The 21,435-nt window shown below is 63.4% G+C and carries 16 protein-coding genes and 2 pseudogenes; 12 read left to right on the top strand and 6 right to left on the bottom strand.

Annotated elements, in window-relative coordinates:
- Positions 1-13 precede the first annotated feature (13 nt).
- Together ACLBV5_RS02065 and gcvA are read left to right on the top strand one after the other, a co-directional pair.
- Positions 14-1,015 carry a cysteine synthase A gene (locus tag ACLBV5_RS02065; RefSeq protein ID WP_447604673.1) on the top strand — a complete coding sequence of 334 codons (1,002 nt, stop codon included), beginning with the start codon at positions 14-16 and terminating at the stop codon, positions 1,013-1,015.
- 1 nt (position 1,016) lies between these two features.
- A complete protein-coding gene (gene gcvA, locus ACLBV5_RS02060; protein WP_278068938.1) occupies positions 1,017-1,973 on the top strand; it encodes a transcriptional regulator GcvA in 957 nt (318 codons plus the stop codon).
- Between the two features lie 186 nt (positions 1,974-2,159).
- On the opposite strand, the gene ACLBV5_RS02055 is transcribed toward gcvA, so the two are convergent.
- The 3 genes from ACLBV5_RS02055 to ACLBV5_RS02045 form a co-directional block, all read right to left on the bottom strand.
- Complete coding sequence (locus ACLBV5_RS02055; protein WP_447604672.1) at positions 2,160-4,175, bottom strand: TonB-dependent receptor; 2,016 nt, start codon at positions 4,173-4,175, stop codon at positions 2,160-2,162.
- Positions 4,176-4,492: 317 nt separating this feature from the next.
- A complete protein-coding gene (locus tag ACLBV5_RS02050; protein WP_447604671.1) occupies positions 4,493-5,629 on the bottom strand; it encodes a zinc-dependent alcohol dehydrogenase family protein in 1,137 nt (378 codons plus the stop codon).
- Between the two features lie 71 nt (positions 5,630-5,700).
- Positions 5,701-6,693: a zinc-dependent alcohol dehydrogenase family protein gene (locus tag ACLBV5_RS02045; protein ID WP_447604670.1), complete on the bottom strand. Its 993-nt coding sequence runs from the start codon at positions 6,691-6,693 to the stop codon at positions 5,701-5,703.
- A gap of 137 nt (positions 6,694-6,830) precedes the next feature.
- Between ACLBV5_RS02045 and ACLBV5_RS02040 the strand changes: the two genes are divergently transcribed.
- Together ACLBV5_RS02040 and ACLBV5_RS02035 are read left to right on the top strand one after the other, a co-directional pair.
- Complete coding sequence (locus ACLBV5_RS02040) at positions 6,831-7,553, top strand: HAD family hydrolase (protein ID WP_447604669.1); 723 nt, start codon at positions 6,831-6,833, stop codon at positions 7,551-7,553.
- 148 nt (positions 7,554-7,701) lie between these two features.
- Positions 7,702-9,360: a hypothetical protein gene (locus tag ACLBV5_RS02035; protein WP_447604916.1), complete on the top strand. Its 1,659-nt coding sequence runs from the start codon at positions 7,702-7,704 to the stop codon at positions 9,358-9,360.
- Here the strand turns inward: ACLBV5_RS02035 and ACLBV5_RS02030 are convergent.
- Complete coding sequence (locus tag ACLBV5_RS02030) at positions 9,357-12,242, bottom strand: Tn3 family transposase (protein WP_001138082.1); 2,886 nt, start codon at positions 12,240-12,242, stop codon at positions 9,357-9,359. The genes ACLBV5_RS02035 and ACLBV5_RS02030 overlap by 4 nt on opposite strands.
- A 125-nt stretch (positions 12,243-12,367) precedes the next feature.
- Here ACLBV5_RS02030 and ACLBV5_RS02025 point away from each other — a divergent pair, with 125 nt between their 5' ends.
- From ACLBV5_RS02025 to ACLBV5_RS02010, 4 genes and pseudogenes are all read left to right on the top strand, one after another.
- On the top strand, positions 12,368-12,982 hold the full coding sequence (locus tag ACLBV5_RS02025) for a recombinase family protein (protein ID WP_000904906.1): 615 nt from the start codon (positions 12,368-12,370) through the stop codon (positions 12,980-12,982).
- 65 nt (positions 12,983-13,047) lie between these two features.
- Positions 13,048-13,851 (top strand): aminoglycoside O-phosphotransferase APH(3'')-Ib, encoded by an 804-nt coding sequence (gene aph(3'')-Ib / locus ACLBV5_RS02020; protein WP_001082319.1) that lies wholly within the window; start codon positions 13,048-13,050, stop codon positions 13,849-13,851.
- The gene (locus ACLBV5_RS02015) at positions 13,851-14,687 is read left to right on the top strand and encodes an aminoglycoside O-phosphotransferase APH(6)-Id (RefSeq protein ID WP_000480968.1); all 837 of its coding nucleotides are present in this window, start codon (positions 13,851-13,853) and stop codon (positions 14,685-14,687) included. The genes aph(3'')-Ib and ACLBV5_RS02015 overlap by 1 nt, the downstream gene beginning before the upstream one ends.
- A 106-nt stretch (positions 14,688-14,793) precedes the next feature.
- Positions 14,794-14,997, top strand: a pseudogene (locus ACLBV5_RS02010) (integrase core domain-containing protein); the annotation flags it as partial.
- 19 nt (positions 14,998-15,016) lie between these two features.
- Here the strand turns inward: ACLBV5_RS02010 and ACLBV5_RS02005 are convergent.
- Positions 15,017-15,103 (bottom strand): annotated as a pseudogene (locus ACLBV5_RS02005) (IS5/IS1182 family transposase); the annotation flags it as partial.
- Between the two features lie 23 nt (positions 15,104-15,126).
- On the opposite strand from ACLBV5_RS02005, the gene ACLBV5_RS02000 reads away from it, so the two are divergent.
- Positions 15,127-15,864, top strand: coding sequence for a phage nozzle protein (locus ACLBV5_RS02000; protein WP_447604915.1), 738 nt, complete (start codon positions 15,127-15,129; stop codon positions 15,862-15,864).
- Positions 15,865-15,878: 14 nt separating this feature from the next.
- Here the strand turns inward: ACLBV5_RS02000 and ACLBV5_RS01995 are convergent, their stop codons facing one another.
- Positions 15,879-16,325 carry a surface-adhesin E family protein gene (locus ACLBV5_RS01995; RefSeq protein ID WP_368933455.1) on the bottom strand — a complete coding sequence of 149 codons (447 nt, stop codon included), beginning with the start codon at positions 16,323-16,325 and terminating at the stop codon, positions 15,879-15,881.
- An 81-nt stretch (positions 16,326-16,406) separates the two neighbouring features.
- On the opposite strand from ACLBV5_RS01995, the gene ACLBV5_RS01990 reads away from it, so the two are divergent.
- From ACLBV5_RS01990 to ACLBV5_RS01980, 3 genes are all read left to right on the top strand, one after another.
- Positions 16,407-16,892 (top strand): hypothetical protein, encoded by a 486-nt coding sequence (locus ACLBV5_RS01990; RefSeq protein WP_447604668.1) that lies wholly within the window; start codon positions 16,407-16,409, stop codon positions 16,890-16,892.
- A 72-nt stretch (positions 16,893-16,964) separates the two neighbouring features.
- Positions 16,965-17,180, top strand: coding sequence for a hypothetical protein (locus ACLBV5_RS01985; protein WP_303698347.1), 216 nt, complete (start codon positions 16,965-16,967; stop codon positions 17,178-17,180).
- Between the two features lie 859 nt (positions 17,181-18,039).
- Positions 18,040-21,414, top strand: a complete 3,375-nt coding sequence (locus ACLBV5_RS01980) for an STY4851/ECs_5259 family protein (RefSeq protein ID WP_303698346.1) — start codon at positions 18,040-18,042, stop codon at positions 21,412-21,414.
- The last annotated feature ends 21 nt before the right edge of the window (positions 21,415-21,435 follow it).

Genomic DNA, 21,435 nt, shown 5'->3' with positions numbered 1-21,435 from the left:
GTTCGGATTTTCCATGATTGTCGCGCCTGACGTCCTCGGCCTGATCGGCAACACGCCTCTGGTGCGCCTCAAGCGCGCCTCGGAGGCGACGGGCTGTGAAATTCTGGGCAAGGCCGAGTTTCTGAACGTCGGGGGCTCGATCAAGGATCGCGCCGCGCTCAGCATCATCCGGGCCGCGCGGGCGTCTGGCGCTCTCAGGCCCCGCGGGACAATTGTCGAAGGCACGGCCGGCAACACGGGCGTGGGCCTGGGGCTGGTTGGCGCGGCCCTGGGCCACCCCGTCGTCATCGTCATGCCGCGCACCCAGACCGAAGAGAAGAAACGCGCCGTCCGCCTTCATGGCGCGCGCCTGATCGAGGTCGATCCGGCGCCCTTCGCCAGCCCCAACCACTTCGTCCATTTTTCACGGCGTCTTGCAGAAGAACTGAACGAAAGCGAACCGAACGGCGCCTTCTACGCCGACCAGTTCGACAATCAGGCCAACCGCCTGGCCCACTATGAGGCCACCGGCCCGGAGATTTGGAAACAGACCGACGGCCGCGTCGACGCCTTCATCTGCGCCGTCGGTTCGGGCGGAACCCTTGCAGGCACGGCCGCCTATCTGCGCGAACGCAAGGCTGATGTGCGCATCGGTCTGGCCGACGTGCCGGGCGCCTCGCTCTACAGCTGGTTCACCGAGGGCGTGCTGAAAGGCGAGGGGACTTCCATCGCCGAGGGCATCGGCGTCAACCGCATCACGGGCAATCTGCAGGGCCTGTCAGTCGACCATGCCTATCGGATCGAAGACGCCGAATTCCTGCCAATCCTGTTCGACCTGGTGAGAGAAGAAGGCCTGTCGCTTGGCCCGTCCAGCGGCGTCAACATCGCCGGCGCCATCCGACTGGCCCGCGATCTTGGCCCCGGCCGCACCATCGTGACGGTGCTGTGCGACTCTGGCCAGCGCTACGGCAGCAAGATCTATGACCCGGCCTTCCTGGCCGCTCGAAACCTGCCCACGCCCCAGTGGATGAGCTGAGATGACGCGCCGCAAGACCCCATCCGCGCAGGAAAGCCGCATCCCGCCGCTGAATGCGCTCAAGGCGTTCGAGGCGGCGGCCAGACGCCTGAACATCACTCGCGCGGCCGAGGAACTGTCCGTCACGCCCGGCGCCGTCAGCCAGCAGATCCGCATCCTCGAGGAACACGCCGGAGCGCCTCTGTTTCACCGCGATGGCCGTCAGATCGCCCTGACTGAGCTGGGCGCCGAGCTCTATCCTTTGCTGCGCGACGGTTTCGACTATCTGAAACGGGCAGGGGACCTGCTCTATCGTCCAGAGCGTCGCCACGCCCTGTCGATCAGCGTGCCGCCGTCGTTCGCCGCCAAATGGCTGGCGCCGCGCATTGCGCGCTTCTCGGCAGCCCATCCCGAGGTCGAGGTCTGGATGTCGGCCGACATGCGGCTGGCTGACGTCAGCGGAGGCCGGGTCGATGTCGCGGTGCGCTATGGCCGGGGCGATTATGCTGGCGTGCGATCCGAATATCTTCTGAACGCCGACGTAACGCCGGTTTGCGCGCCCAGCCTGATGGCGGGCTCAAGGCCGCTGCGAAAAGCGGCTGATCTGGCGCAGCATGTGTTGATCCACCTGAGGCCCAGCGAACTGGAAGAGCCGCGCCCGGATTGGAGCGCCTGGCTGAAAGCACGCGGGCTGGGCGACATCGATGTTCAGGCTGGACCGCGTTTCGATCAGACAGCCCTGGCGATCGAAGCAGCGGCTCACGGTCAGGGCGTCGCTCTGGCGCCATACGCCTTCGTCGCCGACGACCTGGCGGCTGGCCGACTGGTAGCGCCGTTCGCCGATGGAGCCTTGACGACCGATTTCGCGTACCACGTCCTAATCAAACGCAGCGGGGCTACGGCGGCCGCACGGACGTTCGTGACCTGGCTGAAAGACGAAGTGCGCGCAGCGGCTGAGGCCGGAGTGGACGATCTGTAGGGAGTTAGATCCGGTTGTCGCCTAAGGTATATTATGCGAAATGAAAGGGACCTGAATGCTCCCCTTCAGTCCGATCCTCGCCGGATCGTCTCTCGCGGACGAAGGGATGGATGAGGCCGAAAAAATGCAGCCACTCCGTTCGCAAGGCCATCCAGACAAAGCTTACAACCCGGTCTGTCGAGACGCTCAATAGCTCCAGCGAACGCCCAGGCGCAGGTTGCGCGGCGGGCTGTAGCCCTCGACGCCGGTTCCCGTCTCGGACACCTCGACCGCTTCGTCGAACAGGTTGTCGGCGGCGACCCAGATCATGGCGGCGGGCGTCAGCCTCCATTCGGCGCGCGCGTCCACCGCGACGGCGGCGTCCAGAACGCGGCTGTTCAGATCGTCTTCGAACCGTTTGCTCTCATAGCGAGCCTGGGCGGCCAGGGTCAGGCGGTCGCTGGCGCGCCAGTCCAGCCCCGCTGTGGCGCTCCAGATCGGCGCCTGAGCCGGACGCAGGCCCGTCAGCTGCGGCGCCGCCGAGCCGCCGTCCATGCGGGCGTCGGTGACGGAAACGGCGCCGTCCAGGCTCAGACCGCCGGGCAGGCTGCGGCGCGCCGTCAGCTCGATCCCTGTCGCCTCGATAGTCCCGGCGTTCTGACGCTGGCGCAGCACGCCGCCGGCCGGAACAAAGCCTGCGCGCGGGAAAGTCCCCGCACCCTCGCCGATGGTCACATTGACGATCGCGTCCTCGATCCGGTTCCAGAACAGGGTCGCGCCGAAGGCCGCGATCGGCCCCTCATAGGCCAGCCCTGCCTCCACGCCCTGAAGGGTCTCGGGGACCAGGGCGGCGTTGGCCTCGGTCAGGTCGTTGCCGACCCGGAACGGGCGGTGCAGCTCGTTCAGGGTGGCGGGCCGAAATCCGGAATAGGCCGCCGCCCGCCCCGCCCAGCCGCCGCCGAGGAAACGCCGCGCCGCCAGACGCGCGCTGACCACCTCGCCCGAGCGGTCGGGATCGGTCTCGTCCAGGGTCGCCGCGCCGTCGGCCCGATCACGCTCCAGACGGCGGCCGTTCTTATTGTTCCAGCCGTCCAGACGCAGGCCCCCGGCCACCAGCCACAGATCGTCGCGCCACGACGCCTCGCCATACAGACCCGCCACTGCAGTCTCGCCGCCCGCGATGCGGTCGCGGGCGAAGGCGCCGTCCATGAAGCGGAAGCGTTCGCGGGTCTCGCCTTCGTTGAAGCGGGCGTCGGCCCCCAGCTCCCATTCCAGCCGCCCGCCCGCCAGATCGCGCGAGGCGCGGCGCAGCGCGGCGTTGACGCCCCAGCCGGTTGCAGGCGTCTCATACTGATCATTGGCGGGCGTGGTCGCGTTGCGGTCCGCCGCAACCGCGACGGAGGTGTTGGCGAAGTCGCTCGCGCGTCGCCAGGCCTGCAATCGCCAGCCATAGTCGCCGTCCTGCGGCCGCTTCGCCGCCGTGGCCGACAGCAGGTGGCCGCTGGCGCTGGACCGCGCGCCCATGAGGCCCGAGCCGCGCTCTTCGTCATAGGCCGAGGCGCGCAGCGACAGACGGGCCTCGCCCAGCGGCGCGTCCAGCCGCAGCGCCGCCGCCTTGCTCGTCAGATCCAGCGGCGTGTCCGCCGCCCCGGCCGCCGCGCCGCGCACGGGCGTATAGCCGTCGCTGGTCTCATAAAGAGCCGAGCCCGTCAGGCGCAGCGGGCCGGCGTCGAGCCCGCCCGCCCCGGCCAGGCGCGCCCCGCCCCTTTCGGCGATCGAAGCGTCCAGCACCCCGCCGCGTTCCCGTTCGCGCAGTTGGATCACCCCGGTCAGGGCGCCCGCGCCATAGGGACCGGCCCCGGCGCCGCGTATGATATCGAGGCTTTCCAGGGCCTCAGTCGGCAGTTGCGACCACAGGACCCAGCCGCCGAACGGATCATTCAACGGCACGCCGTCCAGGGTCACCAGGGTGCGCCCCGCCCCTGACGGCGCGATGGCGCGCAGGGAGATCCCCTGCGTCGTCGGATTGGCGGACAGGCTGGTGGTTCGTCGGAACAGGGAGACCGCAGGCACGCTGGCCAGAGCCTCGTCCAGCCGCGCCGAGCGATCCAGCGCAAGCCCATCCAGCCGCACGACCGAAAAGGCCGCCTCCCCCGCCGCCGGCGGCAGACGCGCCGCTGTGACCACGACTTCGTCCACGGAAACCGGCTGAGACTCGAACACTCTACTTCTCCTGAGACGCTACCTGGGCGGCAAGGCCTTAGCGAGATACGCGATGACGGCGTCGATGTCGTCCGCCGAGGCCGGCGTGCCCTTGGCTTCCATCCGAGCCACGATGGAACCCCACTCGGGCTCTGTATGTCCCGCCGTCAAAAGGACGAGGGCGCGGCCCGATGACCTCGTTCACATAACCACGCGCGACGCTGTCCTGCCCCGTCTTTGAAAAGCACCGGGATGCCTTGCCCCGCTAGCACACAACGGCGCCCGGACGCGCCCGCCCGTTCTGTCTGAGCGGGATCCTGTCGCCAAGGTCGGATGCTTCAGCCCGCGTTGATGATCACCTTCAGCGCCTTGGTCTCGGCCGCGCGGCCGAAAGCGTCATAAGCCTCCAGGATTTGGTCGAGCGCGAACCGGTGCGTGATCAGGCGGGTCGGGTCGATCTTTCCGGATTGCACCGTCTTCATGAGCATCGGCGTCGTCGAGGTGTCGACCAGCCTGGTCGTGATGGCGATATTGCGCGACCATAGGGTTTCCAGGTGCAGCTGGGCCGGCTTGCCGTGGACGCCGATGTTCGCGATGACGCCGCCGGGAGCCACCAGGGACTCGCACAGTTCAAAGGTGGCCGGGATGCCCACCGCTTCAATCGCGGTATCGACGCCGCGCCCTCCGGTGAGCTTCAAAACCTGGTCGGCGGCATCGACGGCGCTGCTGTTGATTGTCTGCGTAGCGCCGAAGCGACGCGCAACGTCCAGACGGTTGTCATCGAGATCGATCATGATGATCTCGGCGGGAGAGTAGAGTTGGGCGGTCAGCAGAGCGGCCAGCCCGATCGGCCCCGCCCCGACGATGGCGACGCTCGCGCCCGGCGCGACCTTGCCGTTTAGAACCCCGCATTCGAAGCCCGTCGGCAGAATGTCGCTGAGCATCGCCATCGCCTCCTCGTCCGCACCATCAGGCAGAGGATAGAGACTGGTCTCCGCGTGAGGGATTCGAACGTATTCGGCTTGGGTCCCGTCAATGGCGTTTCCCAGGATCCAACCGCCCGTCGAGCAATGGGAATACATGCCCCGGCGGCAGTAATCGCACTTTCCGCAGGACGAAATGCAGGAGATGAGAACCCGGTCCCCAGGCTTGAAGGTCGTGATGGCTGCGCCGACCGTTTCGATGATCCCCACGCCTTCATGGCCCAGAATCCGCCCCGGCGCGCAGGTTGGAACATCCCCCTTGAGAATATGCAGATCGGTGCCGCAAATCGTGGTTTTGACCATCTTGACGACGGCGTCGTCAGGAGCCTGGATTACGGGGATTGGACGGTCCTCGAGCGCCTTCTGGCCGGGCCCTTTGTAGACAAGCGCCTTCATAGCGGCCTCCTCCGGCATGATATTGAAAAGCCGCATCACCAGCGGCTTGGCCCAATCATCGCGCCTTGGCGCCAGTCCTGACTTGATCGACGTCAAGTTTTGCGATCCGCAGGGCCGAATTCGAACGCAGGCGGCCGTCCGCCCATCCAGATTAGCCGACAGAGAGATCATCTACCCGGCGGAATGAGCACCCCTGCCCCGACAAAGGCGCCGCGGCGCAGGTCGTCAAGCGCCTGATTAGCCCGGAACAGCGGATAGGTCGTGACCGTGGGGCGCACGCCGGCCCGCGCGGCGCGGGGAAGATAGTCTCCGCCGTCCTGGCGGGTCAGGTTGGCGACCGAGACGAGCCGTCGTTCCTCCCACAGCAAGGCATAGGGAAACGAAGGTATATCGCTCATGCAGATGCCTCCGCAGACAACGACGCCGCCCTTGCGCACCGCCTTGAGCGCGAGGGGAACCAAGTCTCCGACCGGCGCGAAGATAACGGCTGCATCGAGGGCGACAGGCGCCGCTTCATCAGAGCCCCCCGCCCAGCTGCAGCCAAGCGTGAGCGCAAGCTCCTGGGCGGCGACGTCGGCGGGCCGCGTAAAGGCGTAGATGGACTGTCCCTCGAAAATCGCCAGTTGCGCCAGAAGATGGGCCGCCGCGCCGAAGCCGTAGAGCCCCAGATGACGCACCGGCCTGTGCTCGCAGGCCTTGCGCCAGGCTCGAAACCCGATCAGGCCGGCGCACAACAGGGGCGCCGCCTCGACATCGCCCAGGGCTGATGGGATGGGCAGGCAGTAATCCGCGCGTGCGATCATCTGGTCGGCGTAGCCGCCGTCGCGGGTCCAGCCGTTGAAGGCGGGATGATCGCACAGGTTCTCCTCTCCATCCCGGCAGTATCGGCACAAACCGCAAGTCTGGGCGAGCCAGGGAGCGCCGACCCGGTCCCCGATCTTGAGCCCCTGCGCCTGCGAGCCGACAGCCTCCACAATCCCGACGACTTCGTGACCGGGAACAAGCGGTCTTCTCCGGGGAGGAAGGTCGCCGTCCACGACATGAAGATCTGGCCGACACACGCCGCAGGCCCGGACCTGCAACCGGACCTCGCCCGGCCCCGGTTCGGGGTCCGGTCGGGCGACCTCGACGAGCCGCATGCCGGGCGCAGACAGAGACATGGCGATCGTCGCCTCATGAGACTCCGTTTCCCCATGCTCGCCTTGACCATCGTCAAGGCGGCGGCTCGCGGCAGACCTCAGACTCGACAATCCGCGAGGTCGCTTGTTTTCTCGCTGGGCCCATGGGAGGCGAAATCTTGAACGCAGGCCGCCATCGGTTTGGGGTGCGCGCCCTGATCCTGGACGTCGACGGCGTCTTGCTGGATTCTCCTCATGAGCAGGCCTGGCGCGACGCCCTGACGGGGCTTGTCGATCCTTCGCGGTTCACCTCTCGGATCTACCGGGAAGAGGTCGCCGGAAAGCCTCGGTTGCAAGGCGCTGTTTCCGCTCTAGAAGCCCTAGGCGTCGCGAACGCCGAAGGCGAGGCTGACGACTATGCAGTCCGCAAACAGGCCCGACTGGAGGCCCTGATCCAAAGCGGCGGCGTTCGGCCCTTTCTGGATGGGCTGCGTTTTGTCGAGCGCGCCGCTGCGGCCGGCCTGCCGATGGCGGTCGCCTCCGCATCCCGCAACGCAGACGCCATGCTGAGACGCTGCAAGCGCTCGGACGGCGGGTCCTTGCTAGAATACTTCAGCGTCAATCTGAACGGCTGTGACGACGGTCCCGGAAAGCCAGATCCCTGGATCGTCCTGCGCGCCGCCGCTGAACTCAGGATCCCGCCGCGGGCCTGCCTGGTCGTAGAAGACGCGCCGACGGGCGTGAGGGCGGCGCGCGCTGCGAGCGCCCTGGTGCTGGGCGTGGCGCGATCGGGCGACGCCGGCCCCCTCCGCGCAGCCGGCGCCTGTCGCGTCGTGTCCAGTCTGGACCCGGTCGATATCGAAGGCCTGACGAGCGGCCTGTGGATGGACGCTTGCGCATGAGCCGAGTCTGGGTCCCCGAAGCCGTTTTCACCCCAACCGCCGATCCGACGTGGCGGCTGTCGCAGGTGGGCTACGACCCCCTGCGTGAAAGCAGCCAAGCCTCGCGCTTCGCGGTCAGCAACGGCTTTCTCGGCATCAGGGGCGAGCGATCCTTCACACGGGGCCGCCGGGGGCCTTCCCGAACGCCGCCTATGTGGCGGGCCTTTTCGACCGCACTGGCGAAGCTGGCGGCGTCCCTGTGCTGTTGCCCATCGCTGACTGGCTGCAGGTGCATCTCCAGATCGACGGCGTCGGCTTCGTCGAGGACCCGGCTGACGCGCCATCCCACAGGATGGAGCTGGATATGCGCCGCGGGATGGTCCTCAGCGATTGCATCCACGTCGTCGGCGGCTTGCGCGCCCGCACCCGCACGCTTCGTCTCGTGTCGCTCAGGGATCGCGCCATAGGACTTCAGCTGATCCGGATGGACATGCTGGACGGCGCGCAGGAGGTGGTCCTGGAAGCGTCGCTCGACGGGGCGCATCACGGCCTGGTTCACCGCGTCACTGAGCCGGGCCTGACGCTGTGGCGAACGCGACGGTCGGGCATCGAAATCGCCATCACAACGGCCCCGACTCTGAAGATCGATGGATGGACGTCAGCGCCGACAATGATTGGCCCCCTGCGCTCCGTCTGGGCGTGGAAGACCCAGCCCGGTCAGGTGGTGGAGTTCCAGCGCATAGTCAGTGTCGCCCGCGCCGGCGATGACGCCGCCGCCGCCGCGCATTCAGCGCTTAGCCGTGCCGTCCGGCGCGGCCCGGCAGGCCTGGTCGCGGATCATGAGACGGCCTGGTCAGAGCGCTGGGCCTGCAGCGCCATTGAGATCGACGGCGACCCCGCAGCCCAGCGCGCCCTGCGCTTCGCCGCATACCATCTCAACAGCGCCGCCAATCCAAGCGACGCCCATGTCTCCATTGGCGCTCGGGGGCTCACAGGGAGCGACTATGGGGGGCATGTCTTCTGGGATACGGAAATCTTTCTGCTGCCCTTCTACTGCGCCGTCTGGCCCGAAGCGGCGCGTGCTCTGCTGATGTATCGCTTCCACACTCTAGAGGCCGCCCGGCGGAAGGCGGCGCGTCTGGGCTGGCGCGGCGCCCTGTACGCATGGGAGTCGGCCGACACCGGAGATGAGGCCGCCCCCCCCTTCTCCATCGCGCCGGATCGCCAGGTTCTCGGCATCCTGACCGGAACGCGGGAGCAGCACATCAGCGCGGATGTGGCCTACGGCGTTTGGCGGTATTGGATCGCCACCGGGGATGAGGGATTTTTACGCGAAGCGGGCGCTGAAATTTTGCTGGAGACCGCTCGGTTCTGGGTCAGCCGCGCCGTTCCAGAGCCGGACGGTCGCCGCCACATCCGCAATGTGATCGGACCAGACGAATATCACGAGGGGATCGACGACAACGCCTTCACCAATCTTATGGCGCGCTGGAACATCTATCGCGGGATCGAAGCAGCTTCCCTTCTTCAGAGTCGGTGGCCCCGGCGTTGGACAGAACTCTCCGACCAACTGGAATTGGAGGCGGGCGAAATCGACCAGTGGCGCATCGCGGCCGAGACGATAGAGACAGGCTTCGACCCGGGCGCCGGCCTCTATGAGCAGTTCGCGGGTTTCTTCGACCTGGAGCCGATCGATCTCTCCCGATATGCGGGACGCAGCGTGCCGATGGACATTGTCCTGGGACGAGAGCGGACGCGACGAAGCCAGGTGATCAAGCAGGCGGACGTACTGGGGTCGTTTGCGGGAGGGGGCGGAATCCTACGCTAAGGCTTTGGCCAGCGATATTCTCCGGTGAGATTGATGTGTTCCCATCCGAGCGGCGAAACATGGGCCAAGAGATCGGGCGATAGCAGCTTTCCATCGCGTTTCTGGTTTGCAACGACCTCGCCGAGCTTCATGGTGTTCCAGAAGATGATGATGGCGGCGAGCAGATTCATGCCGGCGATGCGGTAATGCTGGCCTTCGGCGGAACGGTCGCGGATTTCACCGCGGCGGTGGAAGCTGATTGCCCGCTTCAGCGCATGATGAGCTTCGCCTTTGTTGAGCCCGATCTGGGCACGCCGTTGGAGTTCGGCATCCAGAATCCAGTCGATCATGAACAGGGTGCGCTCGACGCGACCGACTTCCCGCAGGGCTGTCGCGAGCTCGTTCTGCCGCGGATAGGAGGCGAGTTTCCGCAGAATCTGGCTTGGCGCGACGGTCCCGGCAGCAATGGTGGCGGCGATGCGCAGGATGTCGGGCCAATTGCGCTCGATCATGGCTTGGTTGACCTTTCCGCCGATCAACGCTCGCAGGTGCGCCGGGGCGGCCGACGGATTGAACGCGTAGAGCCGTTTGGATGGCAGGTCGCGGATGCGCGGAGCGAACCGGTAGCCGAGAATGGCACATGCGGCAAAGACGTGATCGGTGAAGCCGCCCGTGTCGGTGAACTGCTCGCGGATATGGCGTCCAGCATCGTTCATCAGCAGGCCATCGAGGATGTAAGGCGCTTCGCTTGCCGTTGCAGGAATCACCTGGGTTGCGAACGGCGCATATTGGTCGGAGACGTGGCTATAGGCTTTCAGGCCCGGGGTATTGCCATATTTCGCGTTGACCAGGTTCATGGCCTCACCTTGCTCTGTAGCGACGAAGAACTGTCCGTCGCTCGAAGCCGACGTGCCCATGCCCCAGAACCGGGCCATGGGTAACGCTGCCTGTGCCTCGACCACCATGGCCAGCGCCCGGTCATAGGCTTCGCCCTCGACATGCCACCGTCCAATGCGGATCAATTCCCAGAAGGTGTGGGTGTTTGTCGCATCCGCCATTTTGCGCAAGCCGAGGTTGATCCCTTCCGCCAAGATAACGTTCATTAGCCCGATCCGGTCAGCGCAGGGTGCTCCTGTGCGCAGATGGGTGAACGCTTCGGTGAAGCCGGTCGCCGCATCCACCTCCAGCAGGAGATCGGTGATGCGCGTGGGCGGGATCTGCTTGTAGAGATCGAGCACCAGATCTTCGGCGCCTGTCGGCGCGGCGGCTTCGAGTTTCTCGATATGCAGAACGCCGTTTTCAATCGACCCGCCCGGGATCGTGCCTGCGCGAGCGGCACGGCCAAGCTCGCGCAACCGCATGTCGAGGCGAGCTTGCCGGTCTGCCAGCCATTCCTCCGGCCGCAATGGCACAGCGAGACGACCGCCTTCCGCGATGGATTGTGCCGGAACGAGTGCGTGTTTCAGATCGCCATAGCGCCGGGACCTAGTAAGCCAGACATCTCCGGAGCGGAACGCATCGCGCAGATGGAACAGCACCGCGATCTCCCATAGGCGAGCGTCGCCAGCCCTCTGGGCCCGAAGGTGGCGATGCCATTTCGAGCTGGGCCGCAAGAAGCTGGTCATCGCGGCATCGTTCAAACCGGTACGAAGGGCCGTCACCGCTTCCAGAAGCGGCAGTGCAACGGGCGCAGCTCGCAGATCGAGCAGGCGCAACATGCGTGGAGCGTATCGGCGGAAGCGGTGATAACCGTCGAGCACATGATTGAGCGGATCGTCGGCCATGGTGGCGGTCAGCCTGGTTGCCATTGCAACAAGGGTTTTTAAGCCGTCCCACCCTGACCCACTCGCGATGACATCGCCCAGCGGCTGGCCATCATCCTGTGCATCGACCAGGGCGCCCCCGATCTCGGCGAAGGATTTCAGGGTGTCACGCACCACCCCCGCTTCGTCTGCGACCTTTGCATGGCAAATACGCTCCGAAGCACGGTAGAGACGGCCGACGATCCGGTCGTGGGTTTCGACCACTGCGTCGGCCAACATCGCCTGCCATTCCGAGACGCAAACAGCCAAGATCGCAAGCCGCCTGTCCTCCGGGAGATCGCGCATGCCGTCGGCATAATACCGTTCACCCTGCCTGCGCAGACGAGTCACCCGATGGGCAGGAACGCCGGCAAGCAGATCCTCGGGGAGATCGATGCGTTGCAGATATTCGAGCCGGTCGAGCAGCCGGTTGGCCGACGAAGAGTTCGAGCCAGGCTCGAACTGGCGCAGCCACACAAAACGGGTCACCCGATCATCAGCCGTCTCCTCGAGCAATGCCAGCAACTGTTCTCGGATCGACATAGGCAGCCGACTGGCGATCCTCGTCTCGATGCGTCGCTCGGCATCGACGAGAGCCGCGGCACAAAGCCGCTCGATCGTGGATGTCGCGGGAAGGACAGTGCGGGTGCGTCGGCACTCGGCTACGAAGCGACGGGCGATATCCTCGTTCGACACCGCCATCTCGGCTTCTCGGAACAACCATTCCTTCAGCTCGCTCGCACCACGTCCGGAGAAGGTGCGGAAGCCGTAGAGCCCCCGTAACTCGGCAAGATGCTCGTGCCGTGTTTCCTCGCGGGCAGCATAGTCTACGAGATCGTCGGCACCCAGGCCAAGCTGCGCTCCGATAAATTCGATGACCTCTGCAGGGATCAGTTCGCCTGGAGCCAGCACCCGGCCGGGATAGCGCAGGACACACAATTGCAGGGCGAAGCCGAACCTGTTGTGAGCGCGCCGACGCAGCCTGATATGCCCAAGGTCTTCATCACTCAGCGTATAGTGCTTGAGCAAATCCGTCTGTGAAGTCGGCAAGCGCAACAGCGCGTCTTTCTGCCGATCGGTTAGAGTGACGCGACGCGGCATACATGTTCCTTTTTCAAAATCTGATAGCGTTCAAGACGCTTTGTTTATGAAGCTGGTTGAGATACATTTCCAGAGGTCAATGCAATCGTGGCCGAAGCGCCGCCTCAAACCAACGTTTGTGATACATGCTGATCGGATATGCCCGCGTCTCCAAAGCCGATGGCTCGCAGTCTCTCGACCTGCAGCACGACGCCTTGCGCGCCGCAGGTGTCGAACGGGACAATATCTATGATGATCTTGCTTCCGGCGGTCGTGATGATCGCCCTGGCTTGACTGCCTGCCTCAAGTCATTGCGTGACGGCGATGTGCTGGTGGTCTGGAAGCTCGATCGCCTCGGACGATCGCTTGCCCATCTGGTCAACACGGTGAAGGAGCTGTCAGACCGCAAGATCGGCCTGCGGGTTCTGACTGGAAAGGGCGCTCAGATCGACACCACGACTGCGTCCGGTCGCATGGTGTTCGGAATCTTCGCCACCTTGGCCGAGTTCGAGCGGGATCTGATCCGAGAGCGCACCATGGCGGGTCTCGCCTCCGCGAGAGCGCGCGGTCGCAAGGGCGGACGAAAATTCGCGCTCACCAAAGCTCAGGTGCGTCTCGCGCAAGCCGCCATGGCCCAGCGCGATACTTCAGTTTCCGATCTCTGCAAGGAACTCGGCATCGAGCGCGTCACTCTCTACCGATATGTCGGTCCCAAAGGCGAGCTCAGAGACCATGGAAAGCATGTTCTCGGACTTACGTAGCAACTCGTTTCTTTTCGCAGGTTGAGCCACCTCCGCGCTTCATCAGAAAACTGAAGGAACCTCCATTGAATCGAACTAATATTTTTTTTGGTGAATCGCATTCTGACTGGTTGCCTGTCAGAGGCGGAGAATCTGGTGATTTTGTTTTTCGACGTGGTGACGGGCATGCCTTCGCGAAAATCGCACCTGCTTCCCGCCGCGGTGAGCTCGCTGGAGAGCGTGACCGCCTCATTTGGCTCAAAGGTCGAGGTGTGGCTTGCCCCGAGGTGATCAACTGGCAGGAGGAACAGGAGGGTGCATGCTTGGTGATAACGGCAATTCCGGGAGTACCGGCGGCTGATCTGTCTGGAGCGGATTTGCTCAAAGCGTGGCCGTCAATGGGGCAGCAACTTGGCGCTGTTCACAGCCTATCGGTTGATCAATGTCCGTTTGAGCGCAGGCTGTCGCGAATGTTCGGACGCGCCGTTGATGTGGTGTCCCGCAATGCCGTCAATCCCGACTTCTTACCGGACGAGGACAAGAGTACGCCGCAGCTCGATCTTTTGGCTCGTGTCGAACGAGAGCTACCGGTGCGGCTCGACCAAGAGCGCACCGATATGGTTGTTTGCCATGGTGATCCCTGCATGCCGAACTTCATGGTGGACCCTAAAACTCTTCAATGCACGGGTCTGATCGACCTTGGGCGGCTCGGAACAGCAGATCGCTATGCCGATTTGGCACTCATGATTGCTAACGCCGAAGAGAACTGGGCAGCGCCAGATGAAGCAGAGCGCGCCTTCGCTGTCCTATTCAATGTATTGGGGATCGAAGCCCCCGACCGCGAACGCCTTGCCTTCTATCTGCGATTGGACCCTCTGACTTGGGGTTGATGTTCATGCCGCCTGTTTTTCCTGCTCATTGGCACGTTTCGCAACCTGTTCTCATTGCGGACACCTTTTCCAGCCTCGTTTGGAAAGTTTCATTGCCAGACGGGACTCCTGCAATCGTCAAGGGATTGAAACCTATAGAAGACATTGCTGATGAACTGCGCGGGGCCGACTATCTGGTATGGCGCAATGGGAGGGGAGCAGTCCGGTTGCTCGGTCGTGAGAACAATCTGATGTTGCTCGAATATGCCGGGGAGCGAATGCTCTCTCACATCGTTGCCGAGCACGGCGACTACCAGGCGACCGAAATTGCAGCGGAACTAATGGCGAAGCTGTATGCCGCATCTGAGGAACCCCTGCCTTCTGCCCTTCTCCCGATCCGGGATCGCTTTGCAGCTTTGTTTCAGCGGGCGCGCGATGATCAAAACGCAGGTTGTCAAACTGACTACGTCCACGCGGCGATTATAGCCGATCAAATGATGAGCAATGCCTCGGAACTGCGTGGGCTACATGGCGATCTGCATCATGAAAACATCATGTTCTCCAGTCGCGGCTGGCTGGTGATAGATCCCGTCGGTCTGGTCGGTGAAGTGGGCTTTGGCGCCGCCAATATGTTCTACGATCCGGCTGACAGAGACGACCTTTGTCTCGATCCTAGACGCATTGCACAGATGGCGGACGCATTCTCTCGTGCGCTGGACGTCGATCCGCGTCGCCTGCTCGACCAGGCGTACGCTTATGGGTGCCTTTCCGCAGCTTGGAACGCGGATGGAGAAGAGGAGCAACGCGATCTAGCTATCGCGGCCGCGATCAAGCAGGTGCGACAGACGTCATACTAGATATCAAGCGACTTCTCCTATCCCCTGGGAACACATCAATCTTACCGGAGAATATCGTTGGCCAAAGCCTTAGCGTAGGATTTCGCCCTCTCCCGCAAACGACCCCCAGAAGGTCGCTGCCTGGGCGCTGGACTACAACACACGCCGGCCGCACTCATCGATCGGCTACCTCACCCCGGAGGCTTTTGCCGCCAGCCTGACCGCAACAGGCCGACCCGCTGCGCAGTATGAAAGCTGCGCGGCCCGGCCTGTTGCTCACCCCACGCTGCGAGGCGTAACTAACCCAAGGACTCTGGTCGCCGCTGGATGAAAACTCAGAGGCACGTCAGACCGAACATGATTTCGATGCGGTTGCGTCGTTTGTATCTGCGCTTGTCATACCGGATGGGCTCGGTGCGGGTTTTACGTCCGGGAATGGGCGTTCCCGGCTGACACGAAGATCGTCAGCGGAGCCTACCTCAAGGGCTACCTCTACCTCGTCATCAACCGCAACGATGGCCTGTATCTGGAGCGCATCGATCTCCAGCCGGGGGCGCATCCGAAGGAGACGACCAACCAAGTCCATCTGGATCGCCGGGCCGCTGTCCAAGGCACCTACCATACGGCCGAAGATCGGACTGAGTTTGTCCTGCCCTATGCGCCGAACCGCTCGACCTTCCAAATCGTGCGGGGCGACGGGTTCGTGAATCGTCGTGAGACGCTGATCGATCCTGAGACCTACCAATGGGTGGCCGCTACGGTCGTCTCGGTTCCGGGTGACGAGCGAGCCGCTAAGGTGGTGATCGGCGAAGGCTATGACTTCGCCTTCGAGTTCTCGACGCAATATGTCCGCACCCAGCGCGGCGAAGCCATCACCACGGGACGAACCCAGCTTCGGACCTTCACCGTGAACTTCACCGGCACGGCCTACTTCAAGACTGAGGTTTCACCCCACGGTTTCAATCCGACCGTTGAGGAAGTGCTACCCGCCAAGCTGGCGGAATTCACCGGCAAGACCCTTGGTTCGGAGAGCCTGAAACTGAACGTCCCTGCCTATCGAACGGGAAGTTACCGATTTCAGGTTTACGGGCAGAACACCTCGGCCCGCATCCGCATCAGCAATGACACCCATGTCGGCTCGACCTTCGTCAGCGCAGAGTGGGAAGCGCAGTATCACAACCGTTCAAGAACAAGCTGACCGCCTTCGGGCGGTTAGTTTCGGCCTCGCCGGGCGCGAGCAGCGGCCTTGCTTTCTTCATTGAACATTTCTGAAAGAGTCGAAGCGATTGTGTCCGATGAAAATTCACCGTCGCAAGCAGCAAGAACTACACTGTTACCCAACGAATCTGGGGGAGGGACTTTAAAGCCTTCAGTCATTTCAGAGCTTCTGACTAGAGAGCCGTCGGCTCGATAATTGTAAAGATAGGCCATTCGCATAGTTCCAGAGGAACAAATAAACTCAGTCCGAACGACAGCGAAATCTATGTCAGGATCAGGGTCAGTATTAGTCCGGTCCGACCCATAAATAAAACCAACCCAAGCTGATGTCGAATAAGTGCCGGAGCGTAACGAAGAGGCGTCAATTAGAGTGATGGCATTATCGCTAGCTCCAACCACACGCCAATCTCCCGCGTGAGCGGCGCCAGCCACCAACGACATCGCCATCACGGCGCAAGCCATCAACTTCATTTTCGCCCCCGTTTCAGACGCCCTCTGATAACAGCGGCATCAAAATAAATCATGATTAAATTCCACAACCTCGCCGGAGTGTCGGCCGAGCAGGTCCACGCATGGCTGGAAGTCATCGCCGCCGATCTGCGCCCCGGCGACCGTGACGAAATGCGCGCCACCAGTCCGCTCCTGACCATCGGCGATCCCGATCCGGTCCTCGTCCTCATGGTGTCGATCATGCAATCCGAGGATGCGTGGATCATCAAGTTCCTCGACCGCCCCGGCGAGAGCGGCAACTGGCACTACTACGTCCAGATTTTCTTCAACGTCGGCAACATGAGCACCCAATCGGTGACGGCTCGCTACGGCAAGCTGACCGAGATGAAGAACAACACCTCCAACCTTGGGCCGGGCACCGGCTCTGGCGCGGGCGTTGGCTCCGGCGGGGGCGTTGGCTCCGGCGGGGGCACAGGCGGCGGTGGCGGCGGCGGGGAAATCGACCCCGGCGGACCGGGCGGCGGCGGTGGAGAGATTGAGCAGCCCATCATCAACTGAACTTAGTGAGCGGACTTATCGCTTTCGCCCAAACCATAAATAAAACAACACCTTCAACTGCCTTGGAGAACTATGTCGAACCCTTCCGCTGCTGAGCAAATCCAGCAGATCATCCAACAGCAATCGTCGCTCCTGACCCAAAAGGCCTTGCTCACTGAGCAACTGGAAATGACGAGCAAAAACCTCAACGAAGTGCGAGCCGTCCTTCACGGCATCGAACTCGGTCGCCAGTTCGCACAGCAAGAAGCTGAGCGGGCCAACGAAGCGGCTTCCACCCAAGGCGATTAAGCCATGAGCGGGTCAATCACTCCCGCTCTCGTCCAGCAAATCCAAGACTTGATGAACGTCTGGAACACGCACCAAGCGCAGCTTGGCACGTGGCTGCGATGGGCGACAGCATGTATGTTATAGCGGCCGCCCGCCTCATCCCCAGCGCCCCGCGCCTGCGTGATCAGCTTCTGCCTCTGCTGGACAATATCTGGGGCGCATTGAACGACAACGACCACACCCTTGCGCGGATGGGTCCATGGAGTCAGCTGTCCACTAGAGCGGCTGTTAAGGCCGGTCCGGACGAGTGACCGCTAGGGGGGAGAAAAGTTGGAACATGTCGTCCCAGGAACCGGTGCCGGGGTCACTTTTTCAGAGAACGCTAAAAAACGTGGGGGGGTCGAACGGTCAGAGCCATGGAGTCATTTGTCCCATGGTTCCCGCGCATCGTGAGGATTCTGTCCATGGAATCGTCGACTCCATGGTGGTCGTCGAGAGCAAACGCGGACGTACTACGACGACCCCGCCCGTTCGGATGAAATTCCCTGCGCCATCGCGACACGCGCCTACATCCAACGGAAATCAGCGCCGGAGCGGTCGCGCGCAGTCCACGTCCGGTTCTTTCCTGAATGCATCTCCGATCATAGCCTCGGCACCGAGTGAACCGTGACACCCCCGACTTCAGCGCGGGAGCTCGAGCAAACTCCATGCCGCCGGTATTCAGCCTTCGTGGCCGTCCCGTTTTTTCGCCGGCCGGAATTCAATCGCCTTCGAGACAGTGCCCTGCCGCCGCAGTAACGCGGCTGCGTCGGCGGGATATATCATCGGTCGCTTTACGAAGTCGTTTTCGTGCGCTTACCTGTCCTTTGGGGGGGGCGTGGTGGACGAATCTGAAATTACGGCGGAAATCGCTGCAGCAAAGCGCTCGGGCGACGCTGCTCGGTTGAGAACCATTGCGGCGGGCCTTGATGGCCGCACCGAAAGTTGGGTCACCTTGGCCAAGATCAAGGCGATCGCAGCTGGTCGTGCTCTCGAGGCTGCCCACGCGGGCGGACAACCACCAGCAACGACCATTCCGGATCGATCGCACTGGCTAAGCCGATACGGCCTGCCGCGACCGGATGGCCGCCCTCTCCACCGTTATGCCCTGAGTGACGCGGCGTACGCGCAGGTCGAGGCGGACCTGAGGGCCAGGGCGGCCAGTATCAATGCGGAACTCTCCAGCGACCACGATGCGGCCCTGTTCGTCCTGTGGGCCGCCGAATGGTTTCGTCGCAACTATGCCGGCGGTCTGCAGCGTTGGGCGGATGTCGGCCGTGCGGTCAATGTAAGCCTGGAACAGTCCTCCTGGCGGAAGCTGGCGGATCGCGGCCTGAGGTACTGGCGTTTGCCCGAACTCCGACTGAACGGCATGCACCGGCGGCTTGCCGCGATCGCCCGTCAGGGAGGATTTCCGGTCGCGGCGATCGGCGGAGCTCAGGGCGGATGGGCTGCAAACTTTCTACAGAAACTCATCGTGCAGCTTCTGGAGCATCCGGAGCCGACGACAGCAGTGGCGGAGGAGCTCGGCCGAGAGCATGAGCTCGCGATCCCTGGGCTATGGCGGCACGAAGAGATCTTTGCGGTCTCCGCTGAACTCGCCATCGGCATCGTTGAACTGCGTCGTGAGGCCGAAGCGGGCGGCGTGACGGAAGGTGTTTTGATCTCAGCATGGCTGGACAAGACGCATCCCGACTGGCGCCGGAACCTGCCTCTAGCGGTCGACGACGCGGGCGCCCGCCAGTTGGTCGACGGGCTGATAAGCGTCGAGCGCCTCAAGGGCGGAGCGGGAGCAATCCGCGCTCGCCGTTTTCTCTTGGCTCAAGGGAGCGTTTGGCGCGAACAGGTAGAGCTCCACCTGGACGGAGATCTCGTCAGCGCCGACCCGACTCATAGCTTCAAGTCGCTTGCTCGGGACTGGAGCCGTCTGCGGCTGTTCGCCTCGGACGAAGCAGCCCAGTACATTTCGGGCGAACTGGCGGTCGTAGAGCCCTCCCAGGACGGTCGGTGGACCTGTATGGCGTCGCGTCCTTCGCTTCGCTTTGATGTGCCTGCCCATGTGCCGCTGACGGCCGAACTCCGCGGCGAAGGCGTGCGTGTCATGGCCCCGTTCCTTCTTCCCGGGGGGGAAGCGGGCGGAAGAGAGCTCAGGGTCTGCACCGCTGAAGATGTCGCGCCCGATGGTTCACCCACCCGGCTGGAGGTCATCGGTTACGGCAGCGGCGGCTATCGCGCCGAGCCCATCTATCTGGACGCTCCCGCAACATGGGTTGCGGAGCCGCACGAAACCGACAGCGCATGCCGCGATCTGAGCTCGGATGCGAATTCCGACCGAAGACTCTGGGAAGTCTTCGGCGCCGTCGTCGTAGGAGGAGAGGACGGCGACCGGTTCCTCGTAAGGGCGGGGCAGACAGGCGATCAACGCGATCAGATTGTTTTAGACGGCGCAGCTCCTGAAGGCTGCGTTTCAGGCGATGGCCGCGCATTGTACTGCGGCGTCCCCACGATCCGTCTTCGCCAGGGCCCTCAGATGCGTATGCCGCGAGGCCGGGAAATCTGGTGGCGTCTGAAGGGCGAGAGAGAATGGAGGTCACAGACCCAAGGCCGCCCCTTGGGGTCCTGCGAGTTCGCGTGGAGGGACGAGGCCACGCTCCATGTCCGGTGCAAGACCGAGGCGATAGTTCTGCCTGTCGACTTCGGGGTTCGCCGAAGTTTGTCCGGCCCTTGGGTTATGATGACCATCGACGGCTGGCCCCACGACGTGACGGCGACCTGTGGAGAGCCGAACGGCGGGCTCGAGTGGCGTTTCCATCGCGAGCACACGGCCTTCAGCCATTTCGAGTTCGACCTGCGGTTTCCTGGCGGGAGTGAAACGGCGCAGATCCGCGCCCCGCTCAAGGGTCATGCTTGGATATATGAGTGGACCGGACGACGGCTGCAGCGGGATGGGCGGCTTTCATTGGCGACGCTGAACCAGTTCGTCGCCCGCACCCCGAGCCGTATCGAGCTGTGGGCCGAGTTGCTGGACGCCAACAGGCGCCCGGTTCCTCAGGCCAACGCCCGTTGGATCATCGACGAAGAACTGCCCATGTCGGTGATCGCCGACGACCTGGCGGTCATGCTGCGATCTAGTGGAAGGTTGGACGCCAGGGTGCGTCTGGATTTCAACGACAGCCAGGATCATCACTGGTACGTCTCCGAGTTCGCCCATGAACTCGATAGTGATCCTGCAGGGCTGACGCCGCGCCCCGCGGTGTTGGATCCTCTGGCCCGCATAGTCGGTCGGCCTTTCGCCGATGCGGCCCGAGAGACCGATTTCGGTCCGTACGGCGAGCGCGAACAGCTCAATCCTCGTCCTATCGATCTCAACCCCGGCCCGGGCGCGTGGTTGATATATCTACGCGCCAATGACCGCGTTCTAAGCCGGCCCCGCGTCGTGAACGGATCGGAAGCCCCGCGGATGGCGCCGACCGCCTTGGGCCGGGCGATGTTGAGCGATCCGTCAGAGCGATCCGCCGTCCTGGCCGCGCTTGTGGATCGCGCTCTGGCGGATCCGGGTCATGAGGACTCGCGGGAAATCATCCGGTCCATCGCAAAGCTCGCAGTTTCGCTCAACGGCCTGCCGCCCAGCACGTTCGACGTCTTCAGGCTGCTGGAGACCTTCCCTCTCCTCGGTCCGATGATACTCTACGGCGCCGCGGCCAATGAGATCGAACCGATCCTCCGCCTGGCCGATAACCTGAAAATGGCTTGGTGTCTGGTGCCCCAATCCTATTGGAAGGAGGCTTGGGAGGTCTGGGGCGAACATTTCTCCGCGACGTTCCCCGACAATCTCGGTGACGTCGCGAAGCTGATGACAGGCAAGCGGGCCGCACTGCTTCACCATGAGCCCTCGCTGGCGCCGCTTCTCGGCATGTCCGGCTCTTCCGAGCCGATCACCGTGATCGCCAATAGCTTTCTCAACCGATCGGGAGATCGCATCCGCACGGAAATCTCCAATCCTTTCCGGCCGCGCTTCGAAGCGCTGCTGCCGAACTGGCCGTTCGGACGACAGTTCTGGCGCGCTGCGGATGCTCCGATCCTGGCCGCCCGCATCGCGCGTGGTGAAATGACCGAACCCTTGGGTGATGACGAGCTCACCGCCATCAAAGATATAGCCCGCGCTCATCCGCGTTACTTCACCGCCGCCTTCGCGGCCCAATTCGGAGCCTGGTGAATTGTCGTCCAGCTTGAGCCC

The organism is Brevundimonas sp. M1A4_2e (assembly GCF_053345555.1).
The sequence above is the reverse complement of the archived record's forward strand: the minus strand, read 5'-3'. Positions and strand labels throughout refer to the sequence as shown.